This window comes from Prolixibacter sp. DSM 2831, assembly GCF_056493735.1.
The window spans coordinates 494,707-517,103 of record NZ_CM151379.1 but is presented as its reverse complement, the minus strand read 5'-3'; the positions used below and the strand labels follow the sequence as shown (position 1 = coordinate 517,103).

Here is a 22,397-nt window from a genome sequence, read left to right as displayed (position 1 = left end):
ATACGGGAATGTATTCGGTTCGTCCTGTTCGTTTATTGCTTTCGTTTTATTGGTGCCCTTTTAAACAAGACTGATATGGGTTTAGTTTCGCTGAACCCCGCGTATTCCGGTAGTTGTATAACATACAGACTATGACATTTTGAGGGTATGGAAAGGTGGTGTCCGTGATGCCGGTAAAAGGATTATTGTTAGAAGAAGGAACAGAAAATAGGTGTGGATGATTGCCTCTAACCATATGTGACTCCACTGAGTCGTTTCCGTCAGCTTTAGTATTATTCAACTCCTTGCGGAGTTGATTTTTATTGGGGCGAGTGATCCCCCGGTTTCACCGGAGGTGAAGAACATTTGCCCCTCCGGGACATCTCACCCGCAACAGCTGCACCGATGATTTTAGTCTTCTCTCTTCCGGCAATGCCGGATAAATATTAATCACCCCCAATGAAATTGGGGGCAGGGAAGCCTCCTCGTCCTAACAACCCCGAAGTGGGTTGAATTATTGAATGTTGGTCAACCTCCATATTATTCGGCTAAAGCCAGAAAATTCTTAACTCATCAAGTCCCCCGACTGAAGTCGGGGGCAATTCAGTTATTCCGGAAGGAGAGATATTTCGAAAACCGCTCCCTTCGACTCCGGCCCGGCCTATCCCGATGGGTCGGGATCTGGCCTACACACATATCGCCTGATGGCGATGTTAGGGACGGAGGGTTATGGAGTGGAACCTTTTTTTCGCTGTCGCACGATATTGATGAATAAAAATGGTACGTTGTTTCGACCGCAATGGTGGTGATGTGTTGATATGGTGATAACCTGCCCTTTCAGGGCGACGGTGCGGTGTTGTTGGATTTTATTTCCCAAGGCGTTGCCCTTGGGCTGAAATAAGTTGTCCCTCCGGGACGCAGCGCCTCTGCCCAAACACCGAGAGATACGGTTCCGCACGCTGGCAGGTTTCACGACGCTGTCAGGTGGGTAGTGCTACACTCTTCGGTTTCCACTTCTCCCATTCTCCGTTTCTCACCTTCTCGCTACTTCACCTCCTTGATATCCATGTGATAGTTCCACTGATCGAAGTATAAATTGCCACCGCTCCATTCCACTTCACCGCGCTGAAAATCGATAGGCTCGCTGCGCGGGAATTCCTTGGCCGGAGTGAAAGGCTGACTGAAACCGTCGTTGACAATCATCCGGTAGCCATCGTAACCGCCGAAGTAGAAATTCTGAACGGCTTCCTGCGGCACGTTCAACCGTCCGAAAGACGGGTCAACCGGCACCCAGCCGATTCCTTCGAAGTAGACTTCGCACCAATCGTGCAGGTTCAGCTCCACCGGGTAGATCATCCAGCCACTCTGCCATTTGGCCGGAACCCCGGCAAACCGGGCCATGGTCATGAACAGCAACGTCTGCATCCCGCAATCGCCATGACGGTACTTCAGTACGTATTCTGGAATGTTATCGAACGTTGAATATTCGAGCGCACTCGCCCACGGAATATTGCTGTCAATCCAGTTAAAAATATCTCTCGCTTTTACAATGGGATTGTTTTCGTCGCCCACAATTTGGTTCGTCAGTTTCCGGATATCATCACTGAAAACAATTTGAGGTGGCCGCTGGGCTGTATAATTCCGGTAAAGGGCACTGGTGGTGTCGTACGGTTCGGCTTCCGCCGGATTGAGCGAAACCAGTTGCGTATGCGTGGCAAACGATGCTTTGTAGCTAAAGACCACCGGCGAATCCTGCCGGGCAAATTGCTCCATGTAGAGTGAGCGTTGCAGGTTGTCTTTATTCACGGCCAGTTGAAAATCCTTCTGTGAAGTGGATATCAGCTTCACATCATCCTGCCGCGGCTCCGAAATACGTGGGAAGGGCAGCCAGCAACGAACGACCTGGCCGCACGGAACTTCATTCGGCTTGACCGTAATGGTGTAGGTGAACTCGAAATGTTTGGTCAGCGGTTTTCCTGCCTCCACTATTTTCTTGTCATACACCTTGCAGAATTCGCGGGTTGCATCGATAGCGGGGCCATCCACTTTTAGCTTCACTTTCGCTTCCGCAGAATCGATGCGAAACAGGTTGGGCACAGCATTCCGGAAGAATCGCTTCTGACCGTCAATGCGGCGCATCTCCAGCGCACCGGTCTGCTCCCAGGCATTCATCTGGCTGTCGGTCAGTGATGGATAGTAACGCTGTAGCTCACTGCGCACCTGTTCTTCGTTCTTCGGGAAATCCAATTTAATTCGATGCATCAAATCTTTCAGGTAAACCGCTTTCGCGGAATCCTTTCCTGCCAGGGCACCCGACTTCACCAACGAATCAATCAACGACGATGCTTTTTTGAAATGCCCTTCGTGTACCATTTGTTTCAAATCCTTCACTTCAACTTTTTTTTGGACAGGTGTCTGGCAGGCTGAAGCCAGCACACTCAATACCAACAGGAAAAGAAGTTTTTGCATAATGCTATTGTTTATTCCTTTTAAAGATAAAAAAACGGGCGCAAGGTAATGCTCAATACTACCCCGCGCCCTCTCAATTAACCCCAAAAAAAGATCTTATATCTCGATGTCAGAGACTTTTCGAATTCCAATACCCGGCGCGTCAGGCAGAACGATTTTTCCTTTTTCCACTTTCAGGCCTTCGAACACATCGTTTTTGATGAGCAGGTTACCGTCCAGATCGGCCCAATCGACAAACGGCGAAAGCTGTGCACCAGCAGTCACGGCACACGAAGTAGCCGTCATACAGCCAATCATCACCTTCATATCGAGGGTGCGGGCTGTGTTCATCATCATGTGGGCATGACGCAAACCGCCGCATTTCTCGAGCTTGATGTTCACTCCGGAATAGACACCGTATATTTTTTTCATGTCAGCCAGGTCCTGAACCGCCTCGTCAGCCATAATCGGCAGCGGGCTGTTTTCTGTTAGCCAGGCTACATCGTCCGGCTGATCCTTTGGCATGGGCTGCTCGACAAACACACAACCGTTCTCATTCAGAAAGTGGACCATATCAAGCGCCTCATGCTTGTCTTTCCACCCTTGATTCACATCAACACAAACCGGCACATCGGTTACCGAGCGCACCGCTTTGATGATTTCGCGATCGGTTCCGCGCCCCAATTTTATCTTCAGGATATTGAAGCCGGCGGCCTCCCGGGTTTTTTCTTTCACCACTTCCGGTGTATCAATACCGATGGTAAAAGAGGTAGACGGCGCTTTCTCCTTCGAAAATCCCCACAGGCGGTACCATGGCTCATCCAGCATTTTACCCACCAAATCGTGCAATGCAATATCGATGGAACACTTGGCCGCATGGTTTCCGGGAGCGATGTTATCGACATAATCGATAATCTCCTCCATCCGCATCGGGTCGTTGAACTGCGTCAGATTTAACTTGCGATAGAAGGCAGCAGCCGTTTCGTGCGATTCGCCCAGGTACGGCGGCATCGATGCTTCGCCATAGCCCACGTAATCACCAAACCGGATTTTCGTCAGCATCACCGGGGTAGTGGTCCGCGACGAAGAAGCCAGCGTAAATACGTGTTTCAGCTGCAATTCGTATGGTTGAAAACTAAATTCAAGTCGGTCACCAGGCTTCATGTTATTTCTCTTTTCAGTTGACTGGCACGACTGCAAAACGGGAGCAGCTGCTACGCCGGCTCCGGTCAGCAATCCCGCCTTTAGAAAGTTACGACGGTTCGTTTGCATTAGACGTTTTTTTGTTAGTTGGTTTGAACGATTAATACCAGGGATGATTTTTTACAGAAACAATCCCTTTGGTATCAATGGAATCAATCACATCGCGCATACCCACCATGTATCCGGGAGCGTACGTAAAGTAATTGCTTTTGGTGCTATCGAGACTGCTAAGCCGCACTCGGCCGGCAGAATGCTCGATATTCATATCACCCAGATATAATCCGGTATGAGTAACGCGCGGTCCTTTTTTCCCGTGGTATCCGAAGAAAAGCAGGTCTCCCGGCTTAGCGTTTTTCAGTGTAACTGGTTTGCCATGCCTAACCATTAGCGAAGCGTCGCGGGCCAGAATGATACCGAAATTAAAATAGACGGTTTTCACAAATCCACTGCAATCCATCGCTTTCGGTGAAGTTCCTCCCCACAGGTAAGGACGCCCGACAAACAGATGCGCCAGTTTACAAATCGCAGCCCGATCGGGTTTGACTGTATTTTCCCATTCGGTGAAATTTCTTAATTCAGACTGTGGCAGGTACCCTTTTCTTCCGTCCGGAAAACTCACCTCGGCATACTTGCCTTTTGTAGCGGTTTGTTCCAAAATACAGCCCATTACCACATCCGAAACCGGCTGACTGGTTGCATCAGGTTGGGTGCGAATCAATCCATAATCGGCAGTAAAGATTACTCGTTTGGCATTTCGCCACTGGTTCATTCCCGCTTCATTCTCCCGATGAATGCCCCAGCTGTCTACCCATCCCAGGTAGTTGTCCGGCGTTTGGATATAATACCATCCACCGTGTTTTTTCAGTACCCTGACCGGCGTTCCCAACAACGCCTGCGTGGCTAATTCCGCCGAGTGTCTCGGGTTACTGCGAATATTCGCCACCGACAGATTGACCAGCGCCCAATTGCGATCGCCCAACTGCTTCTGCGGAAGCACCTCGATGGAATCGACCGTTTTCACTCTGTTATCACCGAGCGTGTTCATCAATTCGAACTTCGCATCGGGTAAATTCGTTTCCCCTTTTAAAATGACCTCGTCTCCACGCTTCTCGGAAGTCACCTGAAAAAGTGCCTCCCGGTGATCGGGCGCATATTTTTCCTGCACAGAGGAAATTATTTTTTGCACATTCTCCTGTTCAGCAGGAGAAGAACAAGCGGCCAAAAAGGCCAGCAAAAGGATAAACCAAAATTTGTTCATTGTATCTAATTATTTCTTCCGTAAATAACCAAGTATCTCTTTCATCACCACAGCACGTTGCTCCGGAGTCGTAATCGTTTCAAACGGGAAGCCGAGCGTCACTACCCGATAACCTTTATCGCAGGCTACCGCCGCACTCTTATTGTTGGCAACATACCGCAGAATGGTCGTTCCGGTGCTGTCGGCCGGCTCGATGGCATCAGGCGACTCCACCCGGTACATATCCGGACGATATCCCATATTGAATCCAAACTTGCCGTCGAATGCCGGAAGCGGGCTGCCTGTAGTGGCTTTCACCAGCGGTGAATCTGTAGCATGATCGGTACGTCCAAAGTAGCCGAGTACATTTCGGACGAAACTCTTTTCCTCATCACTGACCTTTCGTGGTCCCGGCATAAAGGTGTCGCTACCTACGTAAGCACCACTGATGAACAAGCGGGCCGATGGCGAACTGCAATAATCGGTCAGTGCTTTCTGCATTTCGGGCGTAAACAACGTATATTTTTCAACGCCACCCGGTTTTTCGGTGGTTTTCTCTTCGCCAAAAATCACGTCCACCAATGGATATTCTGTGAGGGAAACAGTTCCGTTTTCCAATGCCTTCCGGCTACAGGAAACGACATTGTAGCCTGCTTGCTGAATAGCAACTCCATGACTATACACATGGTCGAAATTATTTCCCAGCGGTAACATCGCCGTACGATTCTGATAACTGGCACCATGTCCGGGTTCGTCATTATCAATCCACGGCATGAGTTGATTAAAATTGTACTGCGAACCGATGGTTGAAAGGTCATTGCCCCAGGCCACACCTTCGTCAAGCCATCCGGCAAAACCAGTAAAGTTCCCTTGATTGATCACTTCCGGGGCCGAAACGCGATCGAACGCATCGACCACCATCACGGTTGTATCGCTTCCATTGTTGCAAACCGACAGGATGTTGGAGGGGAAGCTCTCGCCTCCTTCGTTCACTGCGGTGATTTTGTAACTATAAATTTTGCCCTGCTCCAACGCAGACGTTTTGTATTCCGGTTGATCGACCAGCACGCCATTGTCCCATCCACTGTCGCCAATCCGGGTATACACCACATACTGTTTCGGCTTGGCCGTCGGCTCCAACGGGTCGTCTACCGGATGCCACGAAAGCTGTGCTTTACCGCTATCCAGTTTGGCACTGAAAGCATCAACCGGCAACGGCTGCACGATATAGGGCACTTCGTGATAAGTCGCCAGAAATTTCAGCATCGATTTGTAGATCGCGCGTGCTACCACAAACCGAAATTCCGGATCGTTCCCGGAAATCATGTCGCCCAGGTTCTGGTGCGACAGTAGTTCCAACAATGCTGACGGAATGGTTGCGTAAGTAGCTTCGCTGTACCGTTTGTCCCACAACTCGCGTTGCGTCCAGTTGGGTTGCTCCTTTGCCCGGATATCATCCACAATCTGAGTGGATAGCATATCGGCAAAATCGCGATTTGTCAAGCGACTGCGACCATCGGGATACTTTTTATTAAACTCTGCATCGCGTGTGCTGTAAATAGCGAGCGTTCCCACAATGGTATCCGTTCCCAAATGATGTCCGGCATCGGTGTGGAAAGCCAGGCTCAAATCGATGGGGATGTGTTCGCCCTGTACATTTTTTCCTTTCGTTATCCAGGGCTCCATGTATTTTCCGCCGTGCAGGTAATTTACCCAACGGGCGCGACTGCGGTAATCGTCCACATAGTCGTTTTTGCCCTCGTTGAAACTATAGGTCAGCGAATCCGGGAAACCACAATACTGCAGATAATAGCGGGCACCTTCCGTCCAGCGGGGACGACCGCTCACTTTTCCACCACGCGCAACATTTCCCATTCCGCCGCCAAACCGGACAGCGTCTGCTGTGAGAACTTCGCCTTTTACACCATTGGCCAGCAAGGTTACACTACCCTCCGCCGGGCTGGTTCCTTCCTTAAACTGAAAGGTTCCCAGGTACACCCAGGTACTGCCGCCCATTTGCTGGTCGACAACAAAGTGAGTGGTTCCGCCAGCATGACGCACTTCGTAGTGCGCCTTATCCGAACTATTCGGCAATGTTTTGTAGGATACATATACGGCATACTTTCCGTCAGCAGGAATATTGGGTGTCCAACTGACCTGGGCTTTCGAACCGGGTTCCAGATTTAAAACTCTGTAGTCTCCCTGCTGAAATGGATTTTGTCCCGCTACATAAGGCGGTTTTCCTACACCAAATCCAGTCCCTTCGCCGGTTGTGAATATATTTTGGTAAGCCTCTTCCCGGTAGGAAGAGTCCTGGTTATCGACAATAACCTCATGAGGTTGCGTATCGCGCTCTCGCGGAAGGTACACATTGGCGCCTGCATTTTCGAGCATCGGCACGAGGAACGGGAGCACAAATGATGTCGGCAGCACGTCTTCTACGGTAGTAAAAACAGGAGCCCGCTGCCATTCCCAACGATCCTTTTTGTTATTGTAATACCAACCATGACTGTTCCACAAAGCAATGTGGCGGTGGTTCAATCCTTCAGTAATGCGGTAGGGTTTCGAAATATCCTGAACATGGATGGGTTGATTCAGACTGTCAGGCATCAATCGCGAAGGGTCTTTGTCTTCACGGTAGTAATTGGGCACCAGGCGCGAAAGTTGGTAACCTTTCACCACCACTTTCACGGGATGACGCCGGGCCAATCCTCTCAGCTTATCGTCCAGCTGAGCATAAATATCTTTCACCTGCAATGTGCGCAGGGGTTTGTAACCAAATTCATCTTTGAATTGAATGACGAGGGTATCACCGCTGAAGAAGAGGGTATCAATTTTCGAACGTTCAGGCGGGATGTATTTGAATTCACCTTTGACCGCGTCATCGAGGTAACGACTGGTCCGGCGATAAGCTCTCTTCACCTTACCAGGCAAGGTGTTCACTTTTTCCTTGTTATAATATGACTGTGCCCTGGCAGGAACAATCAGAAAGAAAATCAGCGTGCTAAGCAGAAGAATTTTCATGCGTTGGTAACTTTATTTGTTACAAGCTTTCGGCGATTTCAGTGAGTTGGCAGAAAAACTCAACCACCGTGAGATAAAGGGAATTGATATGGTTTATTCAAATATCGCAGAAAAAGAGCAATCATAAAAGGCAAACCTCCTTTTCCACAACCACTTAATTGCTTAAAAAAAGCCGGAAGCGGCAGATAGTGTAATCCTGCCTGCCATCCCCCGGCTTTTATTTCATCTATGAAAAACGTTAAACTATTTTAGTTACCACCGGTCGTATATCCCGAGTTCTGAGGAACATCACCTGATGTAATATCCACCTCAGCCTGTGGTACCGGCCAGTATTCGTGTGCTTTTGTCCAGTTGGGCAAAATGTTGGCACGTCCGGTACGAACCAAATCAGGATACCGGTCGTTTTCCATTGCCAGTTCGAGACGACGCTCCGTGTAAATGGCCTGGAGCAGTGCATCACCTGATACATTCTTGTCAGGAAGATTCACCCGTTCGCGAACCATATTCATTTTAGCGAGCGCTTCGGCGTCATTACCCAAATGCTGTTCAGCTTCAGCATACATCAACAGAACCTCAGCATAACGCATCACCCGGATATTGTTTCCGTTGTTACGGATATTGGTTGCACGATGAGCCGGATCTACATAAATCTTCTGGTTGTAGAAACCGGTACGGTCGAAAGTAAGCTTCGTTTTTCCGGCAGCCAAATCAGCTTGTGCCTGGTCGATAGCTGCCTGATCACCGCTTTGTTTAGCCTGATCAAGAGCCGTGTACAAGTCGGCCAGCTCATTGTGGAATACCTCTGTGGTATCCAACAGGGTAGCCTGCATCCGTACGGTATCGTTTTCAGCCATGAAGGCGTTGTACAAGTTCTTAGTCGGCTGGTTGATACCATAACCGTAAGTTATATTACGAGGCAGCTGGAACAGTGTCTGGAAGTTACCATTGTTACGATACGCCGAAGTTTCGGTTGGTGAATCGTAGAACTGGATTTCGAAAATCGACTCCATTCCGTTTTCTCCATCGAAAGAGAACTGATGCGCATAGTTGGGATCCAACTGGTATTCGCCGGAATCGATGATCTTCTTCGACCATTTGGCTGCATCAGCCCAGTTTTTCCGGTATAGATTCACCTTTGCCAGGAAAGCGTCGGCAGCACCTTTGGTTGCACGGCCAATATCGGAGGAAGCATATTCGCTCTTCAGCGGAAGATCGGCTTCAGCTGCTTCCAGATCCGATGCAATAAAATCGTATACATCCGAAATAGAAGAAGGAGCAATCTTCTCATCTGCTGTTTTAATCAGGTGATCCACAATCGGAACTTTTCCGAAGGTAATGACCAGATTCCAGTGATAGTAAGCGCGAAGGAAACGTGCCTCTGCAATCAGTCGTTTCTTCAGGCCCGGCGTAGTGAACAAGTCGTCGTTCATCGCCTCGATTCCTTCGATAGCCTGATTCGATTTGTTAATTCCGCGGTAGCACAACTGCCATTTATAGCGAACCTGGTACATGTCGGCCGTACCATTAAAATCTTTCAATGGCTGGAACCCGCCACTATCGCCGTCAGAACCACTGTAGATGGCGTTATCACTCAATGTTTCGCCGAAAGCCCACTGAAACCAACCGAAACGATAGTCTTTCAAGTCGGAATAGGCAGCCGTAACGGAGTGGATAGCTTTATCCTGGCTGTTGAAGTAAACCTCAGAGGTTTCCTGCCCCAGCTTTTTCTTGTCGAGAAAGTCCGAACAACTCATAACCGACAAGCTAAGGCATCCAATAAGCAATGCCTTTGTATATGTCTTTAATGAAATTTTCATAACAATAAATCCTTATTCAATTAGAATCCCAGTTTTACACCGAATACATAGGTCTGCGCCTGCGGGTAGGTACCAATATCAACACCGCGACTCAGATAGTTGGTAGTTGAATTCTGTCCGATTTCCGGATCCGCACCTGAATAGTTGGTAATGGTAACCAGGTTCTGACCTGATACATAGAACCGCAACGAAGCGATACCCGCTTTCTGAATCAACGACTTAGGAAGCGTGTATCCCAGCGTGATATTCTTCAGACGCGCATAAGAACCATCTTCCACAAACCGGTCAGAAGTACGGTTGGTGTTGTTCTTGTCATTACCGTTCAAACGAGGCATATCCGTATTGGTATTGCTCGGAGTCCATGAGTTCAGCATATCTGTCGACTTGTTTGTTTCGTCGAAGTTATACAGGTGTGTCTTCATTGCATTGAAGATTTTATTACCCTGTGAACCCTGAACAAATGCGCTAAGATCAAAAGCTCCGTAAGTAACACCCAGGTTGAAACCATAAGTAAATTTCGGAATCGGGCTTCCCAGATAAGTTTTATCTTCATCGTTTACAACACCGTCTCCGTTCACATCTACAAACTTCAGATCACCGGGTTTCAAATCCTCATTGCTACTTCCTTCCTGAACCGGTGCGCTATCAATTTCCTGTTGTGACTGGAAAACGCCATCGGTTTTATATCCGTAGAAGTATCCGATTGGTTCGCCTTCTTCGGTGCGGGTTGCGTTACCACCATAGTAGTAACCTCCGGCAATTGGCTCACCATTACCCAGACTGAGTACTTCATTCTTCACGGTAGCGATGTTGAAGCCTACATTATAAGAAAGCTTGTTTGAAATCCGATCGCGATAGCTCACAGAAACCTCAAGACCATTGTTTTTCACCGAACCTACGTTAGAAGTTGGTCCGCTTTCGTAACCATAGTAGTAAGGAATCGGCACGCTAACGAGCATGTCCTTGGTTTTCTTGTTATACCAGTCGATGGTTGTCTGCAAACGGTCGTCGAAGAATGATGCATCAACACCAAAGTTCAATGATTCAACCGTTTCCCATTTGATAGACTGGTCAACCATTCCGGTCACTACATAACCCTGGTCGATGGTCGGAGTCATTCCGAAGAGGTAGCGGTACTGCGAGTTACCGTTCATTGTTTCCTGGTAAGGATAGCTTCCGATATTCTGGTTACCAATTTGTCCCCAACCGGCACGCAGTTTCAGGTTGGTCAACCAGGTTGCATTCTCCAGAAACGACTCTTTCGAGATTTTCCATCCAAGTGCTACAGACGGGAAATATCCCCAACGATTGTCTTTCGGGAATTTGGAAGAAGCATCAGCACGGAAGTTAACTGTTGCCAGGTACTTGTTGTCATACGAATAGTTGATACGTCCGAGGAAAGACATCATAGAAACGGAAGATGCACTACCGGATGCCAAATCGCCGTCGGCTGCAGCATCGAGATACCACATCGAAGGATCTTCGTTCGGGATATTGGTTTTCGAAGCAGAGAACCATTCGTAGTTTCCTTCTTCCATGGTGTAACCAGCCAGTGCTGACAGGCTGTGTTTTCCAAACGTACCATCGTAGTTCAGGGTATTTTCCCATGACCAGTAATCGCCACGGTTGTAACCCCGATACACTTTGTTTACCAGATTCTGCTGGTTAATGTTGACCGAGTAGACCGGAGTGAAGTTGTAGGAATCGGTCCGGTAACTACTCTGACCGAAACTGGTTTTTGCCTTTAGACCTTTCGCCAATTCCAGCTCACCATACACGTTTCCTACCAGCTGCAGTTTTTCGGAATGACTGTTGTCATACTCAATCGCTGCTACCGGGTTCGGATAGTCGGTAAACTTGGAATAATCATAAACATGATTGGCTTTGTCCTTCCATACCGGAATTACCGGCTCAATCTTAATCGCTGTGTTAATTACTCCCACGTGGTAGTTTTCCTCGTTGATAGAGTATTTTTTGCTGTGCTCGATATTCAGGTTCGTACCGATTTTAAATCGTTTAGAAACCTGGTAACCCACATTCAGTTTACCGGTCGTACGTTCGAAGCTACTTCCTTCAACCGTACCTTCCTGGTTCAGGTGACCGATGCTCAGCGCGTAAGTCATTGCCTTGCTACCTCCGGTTACACCGAAATTGTAGTTCTGCATGGGCGCTACACGTGTAATGGCATTGAACCAATCCGTGTTCTGGTTTTTGTCGACCAGTGAAAGATCGATAGGGCTGGTACGTGTCTTGTTCAGCTCTTCCTGAATGCTGTACCACTCCGGACCGGTGGTGGTTTTCCAGTTGTTGATTACTTTCTGAACACCATAGTAAACATCGAGATTTACACTGGCTTTAGAATTCAACTTACCTTTTTTCGTGGTAATCAGAACCACACCGTTAGCACCCCGTGAACCATAAATAGCCGAAGCAGAAGCATCTTTCAAAATTTCTACCGAAGCAATGTCATTCGGGTTCAAAAAGTTGATGTTACCAACAGGAAGGCCATCGACAACGTACAACGGATCGGCATCGTTAATCGTTCCGATTCCGCGAACGCGGACAGAAATAGAACCACCGGGAGCTCCGGAATTGGAGGTAATCTGAACGCCAGCTACGCGTCCCTGGAGAGCCTGGTCAACTGAAGAGACCGGCTGGCCTTTAAGGTCATCAGCGCTCACCGAAGCCACAGCCCCGGTAATGTCACTTTTTTTCTGGGTACCATAACCGACGACCACAACTTCGTCGAGTGATTTGGTATCCTCTTTCAGTTGTACGTTAATCACACTGTTGGAGGCAGGAATTTCCTGGGGAATATATCCCAGGAACGAGAATTTCAGTACATCCGATGCTTTCGCGTCCAACTGATACTTACCATCAAAGTCGGTGATGGTACCATTAGTGGTGCCCTTGACGACAATGTTTACACCGGGAAGCGGCGCACCGCTTTGGTCAGTGACCATCCCGGTTACAGTCCTCTTTTGGGCAACCGATGAGAAGGCAACCATCATGGCTGCCACAAGCAATAGAAAACGTCTCATGGTACTAGTAGTTTAGATTTTAAAATTTAGCCTAGGGGTATATTTCTCCCTCCGTCCTTTCATGAAAAGGCATATAGTTTACCCTTTCCGGAGGATTATACCCTTCGGACTGATTAAAAATGAGAACTCAAAAAACTTTCAAACTATAAGTCAAAATATAACCTAGCTATTTACGGTATTCGTCGAGCGCTTTCTTCACAGAACCGTGTATGAGCAAGAGATTCCTGGCTTTATCCTGTTCCAGTCCTAACTCTTCCATAATCATTCGGGTTCCACGCTCTATCAGTTTTTTATTGGTTAATTGCATATTAACCATCTTGTTACCTTTCACTTTTCCCAGCTGAATCATCAGCGTGGTTGTGATCATATTCAGAATTAATTTTTGTGCTGTACCGGATTTCATGCGGGTGCTTCCGGTTACGAACTCAGGACCAACAACTGCTTCAATCGCTATATCGGCATGCTTAGCCATTTCGCTGTCGGGATTACTGGTTACGCAAGCAGTAAGAATATTGTTTTCGCGCGCTTTTTTCAAAGCACCTACTACATAAGGTGTTCTTCCGGAGGCGGCGATACCTACAATGGTATCCATTTCGGTGAGATGATATTTTTGCAAATCCTCCCATCCCATTGCCTCGTTGTCTTCGGCTGATTCCACAGCTTTGCGAATGGCTGTGTCACCTCCGGCAATCAAACCGATAACCAAATCATATCCAACTCCGTAAGTTGGGGGGATTTCCGACGCATCGAGAATACCCAACCGTCCACTGGTTCCGGCTCCGACATAAAACAATCGGCCGCCTTTCTTCATTCGCGGAGCAACCGCCGTTACTAACGCTTCGATTTGTGGAATGGTTTTCTGTACAGCCGGGAGAACCTTGCGATCCTCTTCATGAATTGACTCCAGCAACTCACGCACACTCTTCTTTTCAAGATCGTTATAAAGCGATTCAGATTCCGTTATACTCATTTTCGTTTTTTTCAATCCCGGAATTAAGCCAGGTAAAGCAAATTTTTAACTATGATAATCAACCAATGCCTCAATCGGATCGCGCACAATGCGCCCTGGATTAAGGCCCTCTTCTTTTAAAACTTTTTCCAGCTGCTCGGAGAAATACCAGGCAACCGAACCGGCAAAATTCACCGGCAAATTCTTGTAGTTAGGATAATGCACCACGTTTCGCTGAACAAATTCACGAAAACTCTCCTCTACAAGATGACTGCAATAAGGTTCTGTAATATTTTCACTCAAAAAACGGGTAAACTGAGCGAGAAAACGGTTTGGATAGGGTTTTCGATAGACCCGATCCATAATCTCCGGAGCTGAAAGATGATACATTGTTTCGAACTTCTCCCTAAGATAGCCCGGCATCATCTCCTTCAAATAGTCGGCAACTACTTTCCGTCCAATCACTCCGCCGCTTCCTTCGTCTCCCAGAATCAATCCCAGGGGAGAAACATTCAGCTTCACTTCTTCTCCATCATAGTAACACGAGTTCGAGCCTGTTCCCAAGATGCAGGCAATCCCCGATTCATGTCCGCAGACAGCGTGAGCCGCGCCAACCAAATCGCTGGCAACTTCGATAGTTGAACCGGGAAAAACTTCGCGTAATGCGTTGCTTACAATGGCACATTTTTCCTCATTTGCACATCCTGCGCCATAAAAAAACACTTCATTCACCCGTCCTTTTATATATGGGAGCAAACTTTCCTTTAATGTGGCGACCATTTCTGCCGACTCCTGATAAAAAGGATTCAATCCCTCGGTTTCAACCGATTGAACTCCTCCTTCTGCGTCAATCAGGCGCCAGGCTGTTTTTGTCGATCCACTGTCTGCAATCATTTTCATGCACCAAATATATAATAAAAAAATAATACATTAAGACATATTATATAACATGTATTACCAATCTTGCATCAATCATCAATTGATTATATTTTTGAAACTCATTTAAATTTAAGAAAGAAACCATGGACTTAAGCAAGAAACTTCAATCACCCGACAGTCTTTTTGCAGACGAAAATCTATTTCCCGCTGAAAATCCAACAGAGAGAGAACTTCTGACCAAATATGAGAATGCCCCAGCATATATTTACAAAGAAGCAACAGACGCTTCAGCCGCTGTGGCGAAAGAAATTGCAACCCTCATTAAGGAAAAACAAGCTGAAAATAAACAATGTATTTTAGGACTGGCCACAGGCTCGACACCGCTTGGCGTATATAAAGAGCTGGTCAGGATGCACAAAGAAGAGGGACTCAGTTTTCAAAATGTCGTTTCCTTCAACCTGGACGAATATTTTCCGATGGATCCATCTTCAAGCCATAGTTACCACCACTTCATGCACAAAAACCTGTTCGACCATATCAATATCCTACCGGAAAACATTCACATCCCGGCAGGAAACATTCCGCTCGACCAGGTACACGATTTCTGCTTGAAATACGAAGAAAAGATTAAGAATGCCGGCGGCATCGATATACAGTTATTAGGAATTGGACGCACTGGTCACATCGGATTCAATGAGCCGGGAGCCCGCTCCAATTCACGCACCCGCATCATTGTTTTGGATACACTGACACGCCGCGATGCAGCTAACTCCTTCAACGGCATCCGAAATGTGCCGCAACGGGCCATTACGATGGGAGTTAGCACAATTATGAATGCGAAGAAAGTAATCCTGGTTGCGCTGGGAGAAAATAAGGCTTCTATTATTAAAAAGGCGGTGGAAGGAAACGTGACACCATTATTACCGGCTTCTTTTCTGCAAAATCATCCCGAAGCGAAATTCATTCTCGATTCCAGCGCGGCAAGCGAACTTATCCGGGTAAAAACTCCGTGGTTAGTAGGTTCGTGCGATTGGGACGATGAACGCCTGGTACGCAAAGCTGTGGTATGGTTATGCCAGAAAACGGAAAAGCCCATTCTGAAGCTGACAGACAAAGACTACAACGACAACGGACTGAGCGATTTGATTGTCATTTTCGGCTCAGCCTATGGACTAAATATTAAAGTTTTCAACGACCTGCAGTCGACCATCACCGGTTGGCCCGGAGGAAAACCCAACGCTGACGATTCGCGCCGACCGGAAAGAGCCGAACCTGCCCAAAAACGCGTAGTGGTTTTCAGTCCGCACCCCGACGACGACGTAATTTCCATGGGCGGAACGCTGATTCGTCTGGCCGACCAGGGACACGATGTTCATGTCGCTTACCAGGTTTCCGGTAATGTGGCTGTTTCTGACGAATATGCCACCCGTTTTATCTCATTCCACAACTCTTTTTCCAACTACATCGACGAAGGCAATGAGAAGCAAAAAGCGATGTACGATAAACTCGTTACTCACCTGAACGAAAAAGAGGAAGGTGACATCGACCTGCCCGAACTTCGAAAACTGAAAAGTCTTATCCGTCGAATGGAAGCGAAAGCCGCCTGTCGTTATTCTGGTGTCAGAAGTAAAAACGTTCGTTTTCTCGATCTTCCGTTTTACGAAACCGGAAAAGCCCAGAAAGCACCTATCGAGGAAAAGGATGTACGCATTGTGATGGATTACCTCAACGAAATCAAACCTCATCAGATATTTGCAGCCGGCGACCTGTCGGACCCACACGGAACGCACCGGGTTTGCCTCGACGCTATCCTGATTGCACTGGAGCAGTTGAAAGACGAAGATTGGATGCAAGAATGCTGGATCTGGCTTTACCGTGGCGCATGGGCTGAGTGGGATATCGACCAGATTGAAATGGCTGTACCTATTAGTCCACAGGAATTGCTCAAAAAGCGGGAAGCTATTTTCCGTCACCAGTCGCAAAAAGAAGGCGCTATGTTCATGGGAAATGACGACCGTGAATTCTGGCAACGCGCCGAAGATCGGAACCACGCCACTGCTGAACTTTACAATCAGTTGGGAATGGCCGAATACGAAGCCATCGAGGCTTTCGTTCGCTACTATCCGTGATTTAAGCGGTTCGACCGGGTAGTTACGGGGTAAGTTGATTAATTTGCATAACGAAACAATAACCAACCATGGGAAAAACCAAACGATTAGTTGCTCTGGATGTTTTGCGCGGGTTTACCGTCGCTCTGATGATTACCGTTAATAATCCGGGAAGCTGGAGTCATATCTATGCCCCGCTTGAACATTCCCAGTGGAATGGCTGTACCCCGACCGACCTGGTCTTTCCGTTCTTCCTATTTGCGGTAGGAACGGCCATGTGGTTTGCTTTCAAAAAGTTCAATCACAGACTGAGCGGAGAAGCGACAAAAAAAGTGCTGAAACGAACCGCGCTGATATTCCTGATTGGATTGGGCCTAAATGCCTTCCCGTTCTTTGGCATCGACTACAGTCACCTGCGAATTATGGGCGTGCTGCAACGCATTGCATTAGCATATGGCATCGCCTCATTCATTGCCCTTGCCGGGAAACGAACCGGAGTCTGGATAGCACTTCCGGTATTGTTGCTCGGTTATTGGGGCTTGTTGATGCTGGGTGGTGACGGAGCGCTATCGTTGCAGGGCAACATTGTTCGAACCATGGATTTGGCCATTCTCGGTACGAACCACGTTTACAATGGTTACGGCATCCCGTTCGATCCGGAAGGCTTACTCAGTACGATTCCGGCCATCGGCACGGTGCTGATAGGTTACCTGGTGGGCCGGCAGGTTGATGTGAGAACTGACAAATCGCGCGCTGTCAAAGATTTAATTCTGGCTGGTGCAGCGATGACGCTTGCCGGTGTGAGTTGGAGTTTCGTTTTTCCGCTCAATAAACCCATCTGGAGCAGTTCGTATGTACTCTACTCGGCCGGTTTGGCAACCATCCTGCTTGCCTTCTTCATTTGGATCATCGATATTCGCGGATATAAGAAATGGTCGAAGCCGGCACTCGTTTTTGGAATGAACCCGCTGTTTATTTTTGTTCTTTCGGGAATTGTCGGACGGCTGTTGTACATGATCAAATTTTCCGCCGGAGGCGAAACGGTTACGCTCAAAGGATGGATTTACGAGCACTTGTTTGCTTCGTGGGCCGGCAACCTGAACGGCTCGCTGTTTTTCGCGCTAGCGCTGATTTTCTTATACTGGATACTGGCCGACGTACTGTATCACAAAAAAATATTCATCAAAATCTGACCTGTCAAATGAAACCTTGTCGACACGCATTTATTCTGTTTATCACTATTCTTCTGGCTATCCCGGCTTTCGCCGGAAACAGAAATCCGGAAACACCGGTACCACCCAAAAGAGAATTCCGGGGCGTTTGGGTTGCCACCGTCGCTAACATCGACTGGCCCTCTAAACCGGGCCTTCCTGTTGCTAAACAAAAACAGGAAATCATCGATCTGCTAAACATGAATAAAAAGAACGGAATGAATGCCGTCATTGTGCAAATCCGGCCATCAGCTGATGCCTTTTATCCTTCGGAATTAGAGCCATGGTCAAAGTACCTGGAAGGAAAACAGGGTGTAGCACCAAAGCCGTTTTATGATCCGCTGGCGTTTTTCATCAAAGAGGCACACAAACGTGGAATGGAGTTTCATGCATGGCTGAATCCCTACCGGGTGAAGAACGATACACTCGATACGCTGGCCGCATCCAACATCGTTAACCAACATCCCGACTGGGCCTGGAACTACAGCAAGAAGATGTATTTCGACCCGGGAAATCCACACGTCCGCGATTTTGTAACCTCCGTTGTTCGCGACATTGTGAAACGATACGATGTAGATGCGATTCACTTTGATGATTATTTCTATCCGTACCGGGTCGCAAATCAGGAATTCCCCGATTCGACTACCTTCAAAAAATATCCCCGTGGATTTGCGCCAGACCAGATTGATGACTGGCGGCGTGACAACGTAGATTTGATTATTCAACAGCTAAGCAAAGCCATTAAAGAGGTGAAGCCATGGGTGAAATTTGGCATCAGCCCATTCGGAGTGTGGAGAAACAAAAAAGACGATCCGGATGGCTCGAACACCAATGCCGGTACGACCAACTACGACGGTTTGTATGCTGACATCATCAAATGGCAGCGCGAAGGCTGGATTGATTACACATTACCGCAGCTTTACTGGCGTATCGGTCACCCGTTAGTCGATTTCGACGAACTGGCGCACTGGTGGGCACGTCATACCTATGGTCGCAGCATGTACATTGGTCAGGCAGTTTACCGGCTCGATAAACACTCAAAAATTCCGGACTGGAGAAGTCCTGCAGAATTAACCGACCAAATTAAAATGATTCGCTCCATTCCCGGACTGGAGGGGAGCGCCTGGTTTAGTTCGAAACATTTTGCCCGGCACCTCGAGGGCTTTCAAAAAGAACTTAGGGACGACTACTATAGAACTCCGGCGATTGTTCCCGCTATGCCATGGATTGACGATAAAGCGCCCGATGCACCGTCGAATTTGCAGGTAGAAAAAGTAAAACATGGCCGGGAGATTACCTGGAAAGCTCCTCAAACAGACGATGAGATGAATAAAGCCCGCTTTTTCGCGGTGTACCGTTGCGGGAAAAATGACAGCATCGATGTCAGCAACCCGGAATATTTAATCGATGTGACCGGTGAAGACGGATACTTTGTGAAACGTCGCTTTCTGCACATTTTCCGTAAAAAGTATTACTACAAAGTAACCACGCTCGATCGCCTCAACAACGAAAGCGTCCCGAGTGAACGAATGATGTTCAAACAATAATTCAGAAATTTTTAAATCAAAGCATAAAAATGAAAACCGATATTTTTCTCGCGTATAGCGGAGAAGAGGCAACAAAAAAATCAGTGGACGAACTGAAAGAAGCCACAAATGTGAATACCATTTACGTGCTCGCTCCCGAAGGCGCAGTCATTCCGGAAGGAACCGAAGTCATTACCGTCAATAGCATCCAGGGAACCGAGGCCATGAAAGCCATAGCCGGCAAAGCCAAAGCTGAATTTACCCTGCTTTCGCTGAAAGATACCGAGCTCGAGATGGGCCAGTTTGGATTGGAGCGCCTGACACAGGCAGCCACGTTCACCAACGCTGCAATGGTTTACGCCGACTACCACGAAATCAAAAACGAAACGCGTTCTGTGCATCCAACCATTGACTACCAGGTAGGCTCTTTGCGCGACGATTTCAACTTCGGGCCGGTACAACTTATCCGCACCACTGACCTGAAAGAGTGGGCTGCATGGGAAACAACCGGTTACGATGCCGCCGGCTTCTATTCACTGCGTCTGTTTGTTTCCCGGAAGGGAGAATTTATCCGCGTACCGGAACCGCTTTTCACCATGGTGGAATCGGATACCCGCAAATCAGGAGAGAAGCAGTTCGACTATGTGAGCGGCGCTGCCCGTGCAACCCAGATTGAGATGGAAAAAGCCTGCACCGTTCACCTGAAAGAGATAGGTGCTTTCCTGAAACCCGAATTCAAAGCAGTTGATTTTGAAGAAGGATTCCCGGTAGAAGCATCGGTTATTATTCCGGTATTTAACCGGGCAAAAACCATTCGCGATGCTGTTGAATCGGTGCTGAAACAGAAAACGAATTTCCCGTTCAACCTGATCGTAGTGGACAACTACTCTACCGATGGTACAACCGAAATACTGAACGATTTCGCGGGAAGCGATAAACTCATCCACGTGATTCCGGATAAAAAAGGATTAGGAATCGGCGGTTGCTGGAATGTAGGGATTTTCCACGAGCAGTGTGGCCGTTTCGCCATACAGCTCGACAGCGACGACATGTACAGCGACGAAAATACGCTGCAAACCATCGTCGATAAATTCCATGCCGACAAGTGTGCCATGGTGATTGGCTCTTACCAGATGACCAACTTCCAACTGGAAGAAATTCCCCCGGGCATCATCGATCACAAGGAATGGACCGACGACAACGGCCCGAACAACGCGTTACGCATCAACGGGCTGGGTGCACCGCGCGCCTTCTACACACCGGTACTGCGCGACCTGCGGGTTCCGAACTCCAGTTATGGCGAAGACTACGCATTGGGAATTGCCATTTCGCGTGAATACAAAATCGGCCGAATCTTTACGCCGGTTTACCTGTGCCGCCGTTGGGACGACAACTCCGATGCCTCACTTGATGTGAACAAAATGAATATACACAACAGTTATAAGGACCGTTTGAGGACATTGGAACTGAAAGCACGAATTCTGAAAAACCAAAACGAACAATGAGCAATTCCGTCAATCTGGATGACATAACGATTTCGAAGCGTGCGCTCAACCTGTCGGAAGACAGTTCACTGGATCAAATGGCCGACGCCCTGCAAAAGCAACAGCAGGGCGTTTGGCCGCTTTACGCCGACAATGCCAAAGGGCTGGAGCAAGTGCAGGTGAAGACTTTTCACTACGCCCAATGCGACGTAAAGGTGCAGTTTAATCCGGCACGTATCAAATCATCAGCAGCCAAAGTCGACAGCAAAAGCATCAGCGAGCGCAAGTGTTTTCTCTGCACCGATGCGTTGCCGCCACAGCAGAAAGGAATCCCGTTCAACGACGAATACCTGATTCTGGTTAATCCATATCCCATTTTTCCGCGTCACCTCACGATTCCCAGGTTGGAACATGTCCCGCAGCTCATCGAGCCCTACTTCCGGGATATGCTGGAGCTGAGCCGCGCGCTCGAAACTTACACGGTATTTTACAACGGACCGAAATGTGGTGCATCGGCTCCCGACCACATGCACTTTCAGGCGGGTAACAAGGGATTTCTTCCGGTGGAAACCGAATACGACAAACTAAAAGTCACCACCGACCGGAAACTATTCAGCAATGATCATCTCGAAATCTTCGCGGTAAGCGATTACCTGCGGAAATTCATCGCCATCGAATCGGGCGATATTACGTTGCTGCATACTGCATTTGGATGGCTTCACGAACTGCTCGAACAGCGCCACCAAGAACCGGAGCCCATGCTCAATATCCTTTCGGGATACGAGAACGGAACGTGGCGCGTGCTGGTCTTTCCGCGTGACAAGCACCGCCCGGACCAGTATTTTGCCGAAGGAGATGAAAATATCCTGCTAAGTCCGGCTTCCGTTGATTTCGGGGGCGTTTGTATCACGCCGCAAGAGAAGGATTTTAAAAAGATTAAAGCGGCTGATCTAGCCGATATCTTTGCCCAGGTTTCGGTGAACGATAGCTACTTCGACGAGCTCTGCACTGCTTACGCGAAACGCATGGCAGAGTGAAGAAACAAGAATGGGAGAAGATGAGAGGGGGAGAAGTGGAGAAAATGTGATAGGGAGCCGGTTGAGATAATCCGGCATCAGTTGGAACTACTCGACGGGGTGTTCGAACATCACGATGATCAGTTGGAAGAACTTCGGCGGGAGTTGGAAACAGTTCTACTGGCGTTGGAACTACTTCCAGGGCAGTTGGAAGAACTCCGCAAGTGATTGGAACATGATATCCATTGGTTGGAACAACTCGCCGGAGTGTTGGAACTACTTCCGCAATAGCGGGAAGAACAACCGGGTTAACGGAAACTACTCCGGGCACAGCGGGATGAACTTGCCGGGTGACGGAAAGTCAGTCGCGACTGCCGGAATTTCAGTCTGTTGTAAAGGAATGAACATAGTATACAGCGGAAACATATTCGTCGGCAACGGAAACATGATCGCTTAGAGCAGAAACTACTTCCGA

14 protein-coding genes are annotated in these 22,397 nt (G+C 48.1%); 6 read left to right on the top strand and 8 right to left on the bottom strand.

Annotation, left to right across the window (positions count from 1 at the left end; all coding sequences use genetic code 11):
* Positions 1 to 1,023: 1,023 nt before the first annotated feature.
* The 8 genes from AC060N_RS02075 to AC060N_RS02040 form a co-directional block, all read right to left on the bottom strand.
* Complete coding sequence (locus tag AC060N_RS02075; protein WP_479525674.1) at positions 1,024 to 2,448, bottom strand: transglutaminase-like domain-containing protein; 1,425 nt, start codon at positions 2,446 to 2,448, stop codon at positions 1,024 to 1,026.
* Between the two features lie 96 nt (positions 2,449 to 2,544).
* The gene (locus AC060N_RS02070; RefSeq protein ID WP_479525673.1) at positions 2,545 to 3,699 is read right to left on the bottom strand and encodes an enolase C-terminal domain-like protein; all 1,155 of its coding nucleotides are present in this window, start codon (positions 3,697 to 3,699) and stop codon (positions 2,545 to 2,547) included.
* A gap of 31 nt (positions 3,700 to 3,730) precedes the next feature.
* Positions 3,731 to 4,888: a C40 family peptidase gene (locus AC060N_RS02065; RefSeq protein ID WP_479525672.1), complete on the bottom strand. Its 1,158-nt coding sequence runs from the start codon at positions 4,886 to 4,888 to the stop codon at positions 3,731 to 3,733.
* 9 nt (positions 4,889 to 4,897) lie between these two features.
* Entirely contained in the window at positions 4,898 to 7,891 is a 2,994-nt protein-coding gene (locus tag AC060N_RS02060; protein ID WP_479525671.1) for a golvesin C-terminal-like domain-containing protein, read from the bottom strand.
* Between the two features lie 248 nt (positions 7,892 to 8,139).
* Positions 8,140 to 9,708: a RagB/SusD family nutrient uptake outer membrane protein gene (locus tag AC060N_RS02055; RefSeq protein ID WP_479525670.1), complete on the bottom strand. Its 1,569-nt coding sequence runs from the start codon at positions 9,706 to 9,708 to the stop codon at positions 8,140 to 8,142.
* A gap of 20 nt (positions 9,709 to 9,728) precedes the next feature.
* The gene (locus tag AC060N_RS02050; protein ID WP_479525669.1) at positions 9,729 to 12,749 is read right to left on the bottom strand and encodes a SusC/RagA family TonB-linked outer membrane protein; all 3,021 of its coding nucleotides are present in this window, start codon (positions 12,747 to 12,749) and stop codon (positions 9,729 to 9,731) included.
* Positions 12,750 to 12,915: 166 nt separating this feature from the next.
* Positions 12,916 to 13,719 (bottom strand): N-acetylmuramic acid 6-phosphate etherase, encoded by an 804-nt coding sequence (murQ, locus tag AC060N_RS02045; RefSeq protein WP_153641152.1) that lies wholly within the window; start codon positions 13,717 to 13,719, stop codon positions 12,916 to 12,918.
* A gap of 45 nt (positions 13,720 to 13,764) precedes the next feature.
* Complete coding sequence (locus AC060N_RS02040; protein WP_153641151.1) at positions 13,765 to 14,598, bottom strand: hypothetical protein; 834 nt, start codon at positions 14,596 to 14,598, stop codon at positions 13,765 to 13,767.
* A gap of 122 nt (positions 14,599 to 14,720) precedes the next feature.
* On the opposite strand from AC060N_RS02040, the gene nagB reads away from it, so the two are divergent.
* The 6 genes from nagB to AC060N_RS02010 all read left to right on the top strand — a co-directional run bounded on the left by nagB (position 14,721) and on the right by AC060N_RS02010 (position 22,379).
* Positions 14,721 to 16,706 carry a glucosamine-6-phosphate deaminase gene (gene nagB / locus AC060N_RS02035; RefSeq protein ID WP_479525668.1) on the top strand — a complete coding sequence of 662 codons (1,986 nt, stop codon included), beginning with the start codon at positions 14,721 to 14,723 and terminating at the stop codon, positions 16,704 to 16,706.
* Between the two features lie 68 nt (positions 16,707 to 16,774).
* The gene (locus AC060N_RS02030) at positions 16,775 to 17,878 is read left to right on the top strand and encodes an acyltransferase family protein (protein WP_479525667.1); all 1,104 of its coding nucleotides are present in this window, start codon (positions 16,775 to 16,777) and stop codon (positions 17,876 to 17,878) included.
* A gap of 8 nt (positions 17,879 to 17,886) precedes the next feature.
* The gene (locus AC060N_RS02025) at positions 17,887 to 19,443 is read left to right on the top strand and encodes a glycoside hydrolase family 10-like protein (protein WP_479525666.1); all 1,557 of its coding nucleotides are present in this window, start codon (positions 17,887 to 17,889) and stop codon (positions 19,441 to 19,443) included.
* A 29-nt stretch (positions 19,444 to 19,472) separates the two neighbouring features.
* The gene (locus AC060N_RS02020) at positions 19,473 to 20,927 is read left to right on the top strand and encodes a glycosyltransferase family 2 protein (RefSeq protein WP_479525665.1); all 1,455 of its coding nucleotides are present in this window, start codon (positions 19,473 to 19,475) and stop codon (positions 20,925 to 20,927) included.
* Positions 20,924 to 21,943, top strand: a complete 1,020-nt coding sequence (locus tag AC060N_RS02015; RefSeq protein ID WP_479525664.1) for a DUF4922 domain-containing protein — start codon at positions 20,924 to 20,926, stop codon at positions 21,941 to 21,943. Before AC060N_RS02020 ends, AC060N_RS02015 begins: the two co-directional genes overlap by 4 nt.
* Before the next feature lie 115 nt (positions 21,944 to 22,058).
* Positions 22,059 to 22,379 carry a hypothetical protein gene (locus tag AC060N_RS02010; RefSeq protein WP_479525663.1) on the top strand — a complete coding sequence of 107 codons (321 nt, stop codon included), beginning with the start codon at positions 22,059 to 22,061 and terminating at the stop codon, positions 22,377 to 22,379.
* Positions 22,380 to 22,397 lie beyond the last annotated feature (18 nt).